Origin of the sequence: Morganella sp. HSTU-ASny43, from assembly GCF_022819185.1 — a bacterium.
Lineage (GTDB): Bacteria > Pseudomonadota > Gammaproteobacteria > Enterobacterales > Enterobacteriaceae > Morganella > Morganella morganii.
Window position 1 is genome coordinate 96347 of the sequence record NZ_WSPG01000001.1, and the last position, 12265, is coordinate 108611.

Annotated in this window: 11 protein-coding genes; 9 read left to right on the forward strand and 2 right to left on the reverse strand. The window is 53.0% G+C overall.

Translation table 11 applies throughout. From position 1 onward, the window contains the following. Window positions 1–233 precede the first annotated feature (233 nt). From GN208_RS00455 to GN208_RS00480, 6 genes are all read left to right on the forward strand, one after another. On the forward strand, window positions 234–1673 hold the full coding sequence (locus GN208_RS00455) for a HAMP domain-containing sensor histidine kinase (RefSeq protein WP_004241960.1): 1440 nt from the start codon (window positions 234–236) through the stop codon (window positions 1671–1673). A 21-nt stretch (window positions 1674–1694) separates the two neighbouring features. After that, window positions 1695–2489: a two-component system QseEF-associated lipoprotein QseG gene (qseG, locus tag GN208_RS00460; RefSeq protein WP_015422610.1), complete on the forward strand. Its 795-nt coding sequence runs from the start codon at window positions 1695–1697 to the stop codon at window positions 2487–2489. A gap of 7 nt (window positions 2490–2496) precedes the next feature. Next, the gene (glrR, locus tag GN208_RS00465; RefSeq protein WP_004236949.1) at window positions 2497–3837 is read left to right on the forward strand and encodes a two-component system response regulator GlrR; all 1341 of its coding nucleotides are present in this window, start codon (window positions 2497–2499) and stop codon (window positions 3835–3837) included. 107 nt (window positions 3838–3944) lie between these two features. Continuing rightward, window positions 3945–5567 (forward strand): NAD+ synthase, encoded by a 1623-nt coding sequence (locus tag GN208_RS00470; RefSeq protein ID WP_004236948.1) that lies wholly within the window; start codon window positions 3945–3947, stop codon window positions 5565–5567. Between the two features lie 12 nt (window positions 5568–5579). Beyond that, a complete protein-coding gene (gene glnB, locus GN208_RS00475; RefSeq protein WP_004236946.1) occupies window positions 5580–5918 on the forward strand; it encodes a nitrogen regulatory protein P-II in 339 nt (112 codons plus the stop codon). A 94-nt stretch (window positions 5919–6012) separates the two neighbouring features. Then, a complete protein-coding gene (locus tag GN208_RS00480; RefSeq protein ID WP_015422611.1) occupies window positions 6013–6282 on the forward strand; it encodes a hypothetical protein in 270 nt (89 codons plus the stop codon). Between the two features lie 145 nt (window positions 6283–6427). On the opposite strand, the gene hmpA is transcribed toward GN208_RS00480, so the two are convergent. Beyond that, window positions 6428–7609: an NO-inducible flavohemoprotein gene (gene hmpA, locus GN208_RS00485; protein ID WP_004236944.1), complete on the reverse strand. Its 1182-nt coding sequence runs from the start codon at window positions 7607–7609 to the stop codon at window positions 6428–6430. Between the two features lie 370 nt (window positions 7610–7979). Here hmpA and glyA point away from each other — a divergent pair, with 370 nt between their 5' ends. Both glyA and GN208_RS00495 read left to right on the forward strand, forming a co-directional pair. Then, entirely contained in the window at window positions 7980–9233 is a 1254-nt protein-coding gene (gene glyA, locus GN208_RS00490) for a serine hydroxymethyltransferase (RefSeq protein WP_004236943.1), read from the forward strand. Between the two features lie 80 nt (window positions 9234–9313). Next, entirely contained in the window at window positions 9314–10465 is a 1152-nt protein-coding gene (locus GN208_RS00495) for a 3-phenylpropionate MFS transporter (protein ID WP_004236942.1), read from the forward strand. 55 nt (window positions 10466–10520) lie between these two features. Here GN208_RS00495 and suhB read toward each other — a convergent pair whose 3' ends face one another. Continuing rightward, window positions 10521–11324 carry an inositol-1-monophosphatase gene (gene suhB, locus GN208_RS00500; protein WP_004236941.1) on the reverse strand — a complete coding sequence of 268 codons (804 nt, stop codon included), beginning with the start codon at window positions 11322–11324 and terminating at the stop codon, window positions 10521–10523. 119 nt (window positions 11325–11443) lie between these two features. On the opposite strand from suhB, the gene trmJ reads away from it, so the two are divergent. Further along, window positions 11444–12181: a tRNA (cytosine(32)/uridine(32)-2'-O)-methyltransferase TrmJ gene (trmJ, locus tag GN208_RS00505; RefSeq protein WP_004236940.1), complete on the forward strand. Its 738-nt coding sequence runs from the start codon at window positions 11444–11446 to the stop codon at window positions 12179–12181. Window positions 12182–12265: the final 84 nt, after the last annotated feature.

A 12265-nucleotide genomic window follows, 5' to 3' on the forward strand; every position in this document is an offset into this window, starting at 1 on the left:
TGCCTACCGTCCGTTAATACCGATAACTGCGCAAGCTTTATCAGACACAGGGCGACACGTTGAGTGAGGCACCACCTTAATCTCACTGACGGGACGGCAGGAAACTGTCGTCCCGTCATCATTTTATACCTTCCCTGCATTCTTTCTGTTCTCTTTTTCGCACAGATGCATCCTGATCCTTTTCTCTTATCCCGGATCCGGTTAGCATCATGCACATGACAACAGGTTAAGAGATGACAATCTTGAAAAAATGGCGATTATTTCCGCGCTCGCTGCGTCAGTTGGTTGTGGTGGCATTCTGTCTGGTATTGCTGCCGTTGCTGGGACTGGCATGGCAGGCGTATCAGAGCTTTGATGAGCTGAGTAATCAGGCGGCGCAAATCAGTATCTCAACTGTACAGGATGCGCGGCGCAGTGAGGAAATGTCGAGCCTGGCGCTGGAAATGGAGCGCAGCTACCGCCAGTACTGTGTGCTGGGTAATGAAACCCTGAAAAATGTCTGGCACAAACAGTATCTCCGCTATGAGGACTATCTCGCCCGCCAGAAACAATCCACCCCGGATCCGCGTTATACTGATGATATCGCCGGCAGCCTCGGACAGTTGTCTGTCCTGCAGTGTGAGAACGGCGAGCCGGTTGCGGCGATGACCACTCACCTGGAAGCCTTTGCCCGCAGTAACGCTGATCTGGTGCAGGCTATCCGTGAGGCGAATTTCCGGCGCGGTGAGGAACTTCAGAATGCCATCGCCCGCAAAGGCCAGTCATTCGGCTGGCAGAGCCTGCTGGTGTTTGTCCTGAGCACCGGGCTTATCATTCTGTTTACCCGCATGATTATCGGGCCGGTAAAAGTGATTGAACGGATGGTTAACCGCCTGGGGGAAGGGCGCAATCTGATTCAGCGCCTTGATAATTTTAACGGCCCGAGAGAACTGCGCTCGCTGGCGCTGCGGATTGTCTGGCTGAGTGAGCGCCTCGACTGGCTGGAATCCCAGCGTCATGAATTCCTGCGTCATATTTCCCATGAACTGAAAACCCCGCTGGCCAGTATGCGTGAAGGTACCGAACTGCTGGCGGATGAAGTCGCGGGGCCGCTGACGGCGGATCAGAAAGATGTGGTATCAATATTGAGTGAAAGCAGCCGCCATTTGCAGGTGCTGATTGAACAGCTGCTGGAGTATAACCGCACACTGGTGGACAGCCCGACAGAAGCCAAATGGGTTAACCTCGATACGGTAGTGCATGAGGTGGTTAATGCCCACAGCTTACCGGCGAGAAGCAAAGAAATCACTACGGACCTTGCTCTGGATGAAACAAGTGTCTGGGCTGAACCCGTCTTATTAACACGTGTACTCGATAATCTCTACTCAAATGCGGTACACTATGGCGCTGAATCGGGTAAGATCCGGATAACCAGCCGGAAAGCCGGTCAGCATATACAGATTGATGTCGCCAATACCGGTACGCCGATCCCGGAAGAAGAGCAGGAAATGATCTTCGAACCGTTCTATCAGGGCTCGCTTCAGCGCAAAGGTGCTGTCAAAGGCAGCGGGCTGGGACTGAGTATTGCCCGGGATTGTATTAACCGGATGGGCGGCGAACTGATATTAGTCGGTTCTGAAGGTGCGGATGTGTGCTTCCGTATTCAGCTTCCGTTCCACACCTTACTGGAATAACAGGTCAGCATTAACTTGAAAATGACATTTAAGTCCCTGATTGCCGCCGTCCCGCTGTTGCTGGCCGGTTGCGTAAAAACCGCAACGCCGCCGGATCTCTCCGCGCTGGCCTCTGTTGTCCTGCCGCAGGAGCGGACGGCGGATTACCGGATTGCGGACTGCCACGCTATCTGGGAACTCAACTCTGCGGCCGCGACAGAAAACGCGCTTTACTGGCTGCGGATGATGGATTGTGCTGATCTGCTCAGCAGTGATACAGCCCGCATTATGGCGGGGAAAATCACCCCGGACAGCTGGGATACTGCACTGCGTCAGAGCATTCTGCTTAATAACACCGGCACCTCCGCCAATGACAAGCGTAAGGTGCTCGAGACCCTGAATGCCTACAGTGCCGGGTTCCCGGTCTCTCTGCGTCCGCTGATGACCCTGTGGCGTGATCAACTGAAACAGGCGATTGCCCTGAGTGACGAACGCCAGCGCTACCGCCGCCTGCAGAGCGATACGGACGGCAAAATTGATCAGCTGCGTGCGGTTAACTCCCGCCTGCAGTTTGAATTACAGAATACCACCCGCAAGCTGGATAACCTGAGCAACATTGAGCGCCAGCTGGCCGGCCGCAAACAGCCGACCAAAGCGGATGCGGAACTGGAAAATGCGCTCGAGGAGCGCCGTGAGGCATTAGAAGAGGCAGCAGGTACGGCAGAGCCGAAACCGGCGGAAGCAAAACCTGCGGATGTCAAACCGGCAGAAGCCAAACCGGCTGCCGCAGAAACAAAAGCCGCAGAAACAAAACCGGCACAGGAAAAAAAGGAGTAACCCCGGCATGACAGCACGCCGCAGCGCAAACTTATTATTGGTTGATGATGATCCGGGTTTACTGAAACTGCTGGGTATGCGCCTGAGCAGTGAAGGTTTCCGGGTATCAACGGCAGAAAGCGGCCCTGAAGCGCTGAAGGTACTCAATAAAGAAAAAATCGATCTGGTCATCAGCGACCTGCGGATGGATGAAATGGATGGTATGGCGCTGTTTGCCGAGATCCAGAAAACCCATTCCGGCATGCCGGTGATTATCCTGACAGCCCACGGCTCCATTCCGGATGCCGTGGCCGCCACCCGTGAAGGTGTGTTCAGCTTTCTGACCAAACCGGTGGATCGCGATGCATTATATAAAGCGATTGACGATGCGCTGGCACTTTCCACCACCACGGTCAGTGATGAATCCTGGTGTGAAGGGGTTGTGACCCGCAGCCCGCTGATGCTGCGTCTGCTTGAACAGGCACGTATGGTGGCGCAATCCGATGTCAGTGTGCTGATCAATGGTCAGAGCGGTACCGGGAAAGAGGTACTGGCCCAGGCTATCCACAAAGCCAGTCCGAGAGCGAAAAAACCGTTTATCGCCATCAACTGTGGTGCACTGCCGGAGCAGTTGCTGGAATCCGAGCTGTTCGGCCATGCCAAAGGTGCCTTTACCGGCGCTGTGAGCAGCCGGGAAGGGCTGTTCCAGGCGGCAGAGAGCGGCACACTGTTCCTCGATGAAATCGGGGATATGCCGATGCCGCTGCAGGTCAAGCTGCTGCGTGTTCTGCAGGAGCGCAAAGTGCGCCCGCTCGGCAGTAACCGCGACATTGATATTGATGTCCGCGTCATTTCCGCGACACACCGCGATTTACCCAAGGCGATGGAAAAACACGAATTCCGTGAAGATCTCTACTACCGCCTCAATGTGGTTAACCTGAAAATTCCGACACTCCATGAGCGGGCTGAAGATATCCCGCTGCTGGCCAATCATATTCTGCGCGAAGCGGCGAAAAAGCATAAGCCGTTTGTCCGCAGCTTCTCTCCGGATGCCATGAAATGCCTGATGGGCGCGAGCTGGCCGGGCAACGTCCGTCAGCTGCTTAACGTTATCGAGCAGTGCGTGGCGCTGTCCACCGTGCCGGTGATCAGTGAGGCGCTGGTGACTCAGGCGCTGGAAGGGGAAAACACGGCGCTGCCGACCTTTGCGGAAGCCCGTAACCAGTTTGAACTCAATTATTTACGCAAACTTCTCCAGATGACCAAAGGTAACGTGACCAACGCTGCCCGTCTGGCAGGGCGTAACCGGACAGAGTTCTATAAATTACTGTCCCGTCATGAGCTGGATGCGGCCGACTTTAAAGAATAAGCAAAGAATCGGTGTGAACCGGTACATTTTGCTATCATCTTCATTATTAGCTGTTTTATTATTAATTTTTACATACGGTGAGATCTATCCCGGGAGAGCAGGATTTTATGCGTCGTACACTTAATATCGCCCTGGCCCAGCTGAATTTTCTGGTCGGAGATATCGAAGGCAATGGTGAACGTATTCTGAAAACCATGGCGGAACAGCAGGCGGCAGGGGCTGACCTGGTCATGTTTTCCGAACTGGCATTGTCCGGGTATTCACCGGAAGACCTGGTTTTTCGTCCCGATTTTCATCAGCGGATAGCGCAGAGCCTCACCCGGATCCAACAGGCCAGCGGTGACTGTGCTGTGCTGGTGGGACACCCGTGGCAGGAAAACAGCCACATTTATAACGCCCTCTCTTTCTTTGAGAAAGGGGAGCTCCGCGCCCGTTATTTCAAACAGGAACTGCCGAACTACGGCGTGTTTGATGAAAAACGCTGGTTTACGGCAGGAACAGAAACCTGTGTGATTGATTTTCGCGGTTACCGCCTCGGGTTACTCATTTGTGAGGATATCTGGACTGACGGTCCGGTGGATGCCCTGAAAGCGGCCGGTGCGGAAATCATTCTGACACTGAATGCGTCACCGTATTCCACTGATAAAATTGATACCCGGGATGTGCTGATACAGGCACACTGCCGCCGTACCGGGCTGCCGCTGGTCTATCTCAACCAGGTCGGCGGACAGGATGAGCTGATTTTTGATGGTGATTCTGCTGTTTTCGCCGCAGATGGCAGCGTAACACATCGTCTTGCTGCATTTTCAGAGCAAATCGCGCAGTGTTACTTTACGGATTTAACCATCACGCCGATGGCGGATCCGGCACCGTCGTTACCTGTTCTGGCTCAGGTTTATCAGGGGCTGGTGCTGGCAACGCGGGATTATGTCCGCAAAAATGGTTTTCAGGGAGCGCTGCTGGGCCTGTCCGGCGGGATCGATTCCGGCCTGACTGTCGCCATTGCTGCAGATGCACTGGGTAAAGATAAGGTGCAGGCGGTGATGATGCCGTTCCGTTACACCTCGGATATCAGCATCCACGATGCCCGTGAGCAGGCAGAGCTGCTGGGTGTGGAATTTGATGTGGTGTCGATTGAGCCGATGTTTGAAGCCTTTATGCACGAACTGGAACCGAAATTCGCCGGAACACCGGTTGATACCACCGAAGAGAATTTACAGGCACGCTGCCGTGCGGTGATCCTGATGGCGATGTCCAACAAACGCCGCCGCATTGTGCTGACCACCAGTAATAAAAGCGAGTGTGCGGTTGGTTACTCCACACTGTACGGGGATATGGCCGGGGGCTTTAATGTCCTGAAAGATGTGCCGAAAACTATGGTGTTTGAACTGGCAAGATACCGCAACACACTCTCTCCGGCGATTCCGGAGCGGGTTATCACCCGTCCGCCGTCAGCAGAGCTGGCACCGGGTCAGCTGGATCAGGACAGTCTGCCGCCGTATGACATCCTCGATGCCCTGCTGGCCGGGTATGTTGAAAAAGATATGTCCGCAGATGAACTGATCGCCGCCGGGTTTGATGAAGCGGTGGTCCGTAAGGTTATCCGGCTGGTGGATATCAATGAATACAAACGCCGCCAGTCACCGGTGGGACCGCGCATTACCGCCCGGAACTTTGGCAAAGATCGCCGTTACCCGATTACATCCGGGTTTGGCCGCAAAAATTGGTAACAGGATCTGACAATGAAAAAGATTGAGGCAATTATTAAGCCGTTTAAACTCGATGATGTCCGCGAAGCTCTGGCCGAAGTGGGGATCACCGGGATGACCGTGACAGAGGTGAAGGGTTTCGGCCGTCAGAAAGGGCATACGGAACTGTATCGCGGTGCGGAATATATGGTGGATTTTCTGCCGAAGGTAAAAATTGAAATTGTTGTCGCCGATGACATTCTCGAAACCTGTGTGGAAACCATTATGCAGACGGCGCAGACCGGTAAGATCGGTGACGGTAAAATCTTTGTGTTCGATGTGGCACAGGTTGTCCGGATCCGTACCGGGGAACAGGATGAAGATGCTATCTGAGTTCTGCTGAGCATCCCTGCAAATTAAACGTATCCGGCGGCTGTTATTTCTGACACCGCCGGATTCTTTTATCTGTCAGTAAAAGGAGAAGACTGTGCGGACAATACATGTGCGGGCAATACAATGGATAGTGGCGGTGTGTGCTGTGGTTATTATTCTGGTTATGGCCGGTATTATTATTCTGCAGTCAGCACTGAAAGATCCCGGTCAGCATGAATTACCGGCGCTTTTTGCGGAGGTTTCCGGGATGAATTTAAATAAAGAAGAACAGAACGAGCTGGAAGAGTGTATTAATTCGGCCAAGGTGATGTATTTCTCTCAGGCAGTAAAAAAATGTGTGAACCGGGCCCGGTATAAAAACTGACGGGTAAAAAAAAGAGTAACAGTGAACCGGGCGAAAGGATGGGATAGATATAAATTCGGCGGTTATGTCACTGTTACTCAAATGTGCTTCATCTTAAGCACATACGCTGAATATCCAGCGTGTTGTTATTGTTGTTCTGTCGCGATTATAAAATTTTGTGCGGACCGAAACATTCATAATGGATCTGGTCTGCGCTGACGCCGATTGCAGTCAGCTGACGCGCAATGTGCTGCATAAAGGCTACCGGCCCGCACAGGTAGTAGTGGCGGGTTTTACTGAGCAGGGCATCCTGCTGAGCGGTTAAATCCATCAGCCCGGTCAGGTGCGGATGAGCTTCGTCTGCGCGCGGCTCTCTGTACCAGACGGTCTGACTGAACGCAGGCAGCTGAGCACCAAACCGGTTTACTTCCTCCGCAAAGGCATGCACGCCGCCGTGCTCTGCCGCATGCAGCCAGGTCACGTCTGCCGGATGCTGTTGTGCGGCGAGTGTCTGCAGCATAGCCATCATCGGTGTTAAGCCGACACCGGCTGAAATCAGGACCACCGGAGTCTCTTTTTCTGCCTCCAGGAAGAAATCCCCCAGCGGCGGGGTCAGTCTGACCACATCACCTTCCTGCACATTGGCGTGCAGCCAGCCGGAAATCGTACCTTTGTCTTCACGTTTGACTGCAATCCGGTAGGTTTTACCGTCCGGTGCCTGCGTCAGGGAATACTGGCGGATCTCCTGATTTTCCAGCACATCATCATTGATATAGACACTGATATACTGCCCCGGGCGGTAATCCGCGACAGGTTTACCATCGACCGGAGCCAGTTCAAAACTGGTGATAAGTTCACTCTGCGGCTGTTTGCGGATCACGCGGAATTCACGCAGTCCTTCCCATCCGCCCGGCGACGCCGCTTTTTCCTGATACAGCCCGGCTTCGCGCTGAATAAAGATATCCGCCAGCACGCCGTACGCTTTCCCCCAGGCGGTAAGGACTTCCTCACCCGGATTGAGCAACTCTTCAATGGTGGCAAGCAGGTTTTCCCCGACAATCGGATAATGCTCAGGTCTGATCATCAGACTGGCGTGCTTGTTGGCAATTTTTTCCACTGCCGCACCCAGTGCGCCGAGGTTATCAATATTCATGGCATAGGCGCAGACCGCATTAAACAACGCTTCACGCTGTGCGCCGTTCTGCTGGTGGCTCATGGTGAAGATATCTTTTAACTCCGGGTGCTGACGAAACATGCGGTCATAGAAATGGGCGGTCAGTTTCGGGCCGGTGGCGGCAATCAGTGGGGCGGTGGATTTTACGGTGGCGATAGTTTGTGCATCGAGCATAGCAGGGCTCCTGAAAAAGCATCACATCAGTGTGAAATTTATAACATGTATTTTTTATGCAACTTATAATACAGGGCAGAATTTGTAAAGCGCAAATTTTTCTGCTGTTTCTGAAAATCCGGTGAAAATAGCGAAATTGATCAGTGAGCGTGGGTAAGAGGGGATCACAAATCCGGTATTGTGTCCGATGGACAGGATATTCTTATGAAATAATAAGCATGCTAATTACCTGATTTTACCGCTATGCAATCGTTTGCGTATTTTTTGTTTCCGGGGCTATCTCAATTCAGAAAAAGGGTTTACACTGTAGGGCATTCGTCCCCGGAAAGGGGTGTTTTTTTATCGGCATCAGGCGAGTCAGGAGAAGCGAATGTTAAAGCGTGAAATGAATATTGCAGATTACGACCCACAACTCTGGCAGGCGATGAAAGACGAAGATCGTCGTCAGGAAGAGCACATTGAATTAATTGCCTCTGAAAACTATACCAGCCCGCGCGTTATGGAAGCTCAGGGCTCCCAGCTCACCAACAAATATGCAGAAGGGTATCCGGGCAAACGCTACTACGGCGGCTGCGAATATGTGGATATTGTTGAACAGCTGGCGATTGACCGTGCAAAAGAACTGTTCGGCGCAGACTATGCCAACGTTCAGCCGCACTCAGGTTCCCAGGCTAACGTTGCAGTGTACTCCGCACTGCTGTCACCGGGCGATACAGTATTAGGGATGAACTTAGCGGAAGGCGGTCACCTGACTCACGGCTCTCCGGTAAACTTCTCCGGTAAACTGTACAATATCGTCCCTTACGGTATCGATTCTGCCGGTAAAATCGATTATGACGATGTCGCTGAACAGGCGAAAAAACATCAGCCGAAAATGATCATCGGCGGCTTCTCTGCCTACTCCGGTGTGGTTGACTGGGCGAAAATGCGTGAAATCGCTGACAGCATCGGTGCTTACCTGTTTGTTGATATGGCCCACGTAGCCGGTCTGGTTGCTGCGGGTGTTTATCCTAACCCGGTTCCGCATGCTCACGTTGTCACCACTACCACGCACAAAACCCTGGCGGGTCCGCGCGGCGGGATGATCCTCGCGAAAGGCGGTGATGAAGATCTGTACAAAAAACTGAACTCAGCGGTATTCCCGGGTAACCAGGGGGGGCCGCTGATGCACGTTATCGCCGGTAAAGCCGTGGCGTTAAAAGAAGCAATGGAGCCTGAATTTAAAGCAAATCAGGTCCAGGTTGTGAAAAATGCCAAAGCAATGGTTGAAGTCTTCCTGAACCGTGGTTATAAAGTGGTGTCCGGCGGTACTGAGAACCATCTGTTCCTGGTGGATCTGGTCGATAAAGACATCACCGGTAAAGATGCGGATGCGGCACTGGGCCGTGCAAACATCACTGTCAACAAAAACAGTGTGCCGAACGATCCGAAGAGCCCGTTTGTGACTTCCGGTATCCGTGTCGGTTCCCCGGCGATCACCCGCCGCGGCTTCAAAGAAGCAGAAGCCCGTGAACTGGCCGGCTGGATGTGTGACGTGTTAGATAACCTCAATGATGAAGCGACCATTGAAGCTGTGAAACAAAAAGTTCTGGCTATCTGCGCGAAATATCCGGTTTACGCATAATCGCGTTACCAATCTGATGTAACCAAAACCCGCTTCGTTCGCCGCGAGCGGGTTTTTTGTATTCCTGAAAGGAGAGGCAGATGTTTGTTCCGTCATCGCTCTGGCTGGCGCTTGATTATTTTACGTATTTTTTTTCCTACGGGATTTTTCTTCCCTACTGGGGCGCATGGCTGAAAGGTGAAGGGCATGATGTGGCAACGGTCGGTATGCTGCTCAGTGTGGGGCTGGTGGCGCGGTTCGTCGGCAGCCTGTTTATCACACCGCTGTTTAAAGACCCGTCACGGCTGATTTTTGCCCTGAGACTGATGGCGCTCTGTTCTTTCCTGTTCGCGGTGGCGTTTTATTTCGGTTCTCACTGGCTCTGGCTCTTTTTTGTTATGGCCGGATTCAACCTCTTTTTCTCGCCGATGATCCCGCTGGGGGATTCCCTCGCCGCAACCTGGCAAAAACAGTTCCCGATGGATTACGGCTCGATCCGTGTCTGGGGATCGGTGGCATTTATCATCGCCACCTCGGTTACCGGGATGCTGATGGATATCTGGAAGCATGAGGTGATTCTGGCTGCATTAGTGGTCAGTACCGGCTCGCTGTTGCTGACGTCGCTGCTGCGACCGCGCATTATGCCGTCCGGAGAGATGAAACAGCGCGGTCCGCAGGTGAAATTCCGTGTTCTGCTGAAAGATAATGCGGTGGTCCGCTTTCTGCTGTGTGTGAGTCTGTTGCAGGGGGCGCATGCCGCCTATTACGGCTTCAGTGTGATTTACTGGCAAAAAGTCGGCTATTCTGATGCCGCGATCGGCTATCTCTGGTCGCTGGGCGTGGTGGCGGAAGTGATTGTCTTTACCTTCAGTAATAAGCTGTTCCGCCGCTGGAGTGCGGCCAATCTGTTACTGCTTTCCGGTATCTGCGGTATTCTTCGCTGGTCGCTGCTGGGCATGTCGGCGGCACTGCCGGTGCTGATTGCGGCGCAGATCCTGCACAGCGGCACCTATACCGTGTGTCATCTGGCGGCCATGCGCTTTATCGGTGCCCGCAAATCCACAGAGATCATTCCGTTACAGGCGGCGTATTCCGCGCTGGCGATGGGCGGGGCGATTGCGGTGATGACGCTGGTGGCCGGGTATCTGTATGAGGATATCCACGGCGGTATATTTTATCTGATGGCACTGACGGTGCTTCCGGCACTGTTCCTGCGCCCGAAAGTCCGGCCGCAGACCCCGGAAAATGCATAATAAAAAAGGGTTATGACGAAAGTCATAACCCTTTTTCACATCTGGCGGAACAGAATCAGCGTTTCAGAGACTCAGTCAGCTCATCACGCAGTTCTGCCAGCAGTTCGCGGACCACACGCGGGCTGCCTGCAACGATGTTGCCGCTGTCGATATAACGGTGGTCACCGGTGAAGTCAGTGACGATACCGCCCGCTTCACGGACCAGCAGTTCACCACCGAGGAAGTCCCACGGCTTCAGGCCGATTTCAAAGAAACCGTCCACACGGCCGGCAGCGAGATAAGCCAGATCCAGTGCGGCAGAGCCGGTACGGCGGAAGTCTGAGCAGCGGGTAAACAGTTTGCCGAGCATTTTGATATAGGTATCAGCGTGCTGTTTGGCTTTGAACGGGAAGCCGGTAGCCAGTACCGCGCCGTCGAGATCACGGGCAGTCGCACCGCGCAGACGGTAGCCGTTTAATTGTGCGCCCTGACCACGGACCGCAGAGAATAATTCGTTACGCATCGGATCGTAAACAACCGCCACTTCAGTGCGGCCTTTGATACGGAATGCGATAGATACCGCGAAGTGCGGGAGACGTTTGACGAAGTTGGTGGTGCCATCCAGGGGATCAATCACCCATTGCATATCATGTTCTTCACCGGGTAACTCACCGCACTCTTCGGAGATAATGGTGTGCTTCGGATAAGATTTGCGGATGATCTCGATAATCATCTGCTCGGCTTCGCGATCCACGTTGGTCACAAAGTCATTGGAACCTTTCTGAGTTGTCTCAACAGTGTCAGGCATTTCATAGTGTTTGGCAATCAGGTTGCCGGCCTTACGTGCAGCACGTATGGCGATGGTAAGCATCGGATGCATGGGGTTGTCCACCGGGATGTTAAAGAACGAAAATAAACGCGGCAGAGTATAACAGGTGATCGTCAATCTGACTATTCTTGTGTTAAGATATTGCGATAATTTCTCAAAGAAAGTGTGTTATGTCCGAAAATATCCGAATCGTCCTGGTTGAAACCTCACATACAGGCAATATGGGCTCCGCTGCGCGGGCTATGAAAACAATGGGGTTATCCAGCCTTTATCTGGTCAATCCGCAGGTACAGCCGGACTCTCACGCCATCGCGCTGTCTGCCGGTGCCAGTGATGTTATCGGCAATGCAAAGATTGTCAGCACCCTGGATGAGGCGATTGCCGGTTGTGAACTGGTGATCGGCACCAGTGCCCGGTCACGCACACTGCCGTGGCCGATGGTTGAACCGCGTGAATGCGGGGAAAAAAGTGTTAAAATCGCACAGACCGCACCGGTCGCGATTATTTTCGGCCGTGAACGTGTCGGGCTGACCAACGATGAATTGCAGAAGTGTAATTATCATCTTTATATCCCGACCAACCCGGAATACGGCTCGCTGAACCTGGCGATGGCGGTGCAGCTGGTCAGTTATGAGATCCGGATGGCATTTCTTGCCTCTCAGAATGAGAGCGAACCGGCAAATAATGATGAGGCAGATGAGGTACACTATCCGCCGGCGGATGATATGGAGCGGTTTTACACGCATCTGGAATCGGTACTGAATGAATCCGGTTTTATCCGCAAAGCACACCCGGGTCAGATTATGAACCGTCTGCGCCGCTTATTTACCCGCGCGCATCCGGAAACACAGGAGCTGAATATCCTGCGTGGAATCCTGACTTCTGTTGAGAAATGGGCGAAAAAATAGTTGAGTAAATTACTGGGTTAAATAGTTGACTAAATTACTCAGGAATGACACAATTTCTTCACCATTTATCACGGGGATCCGGTT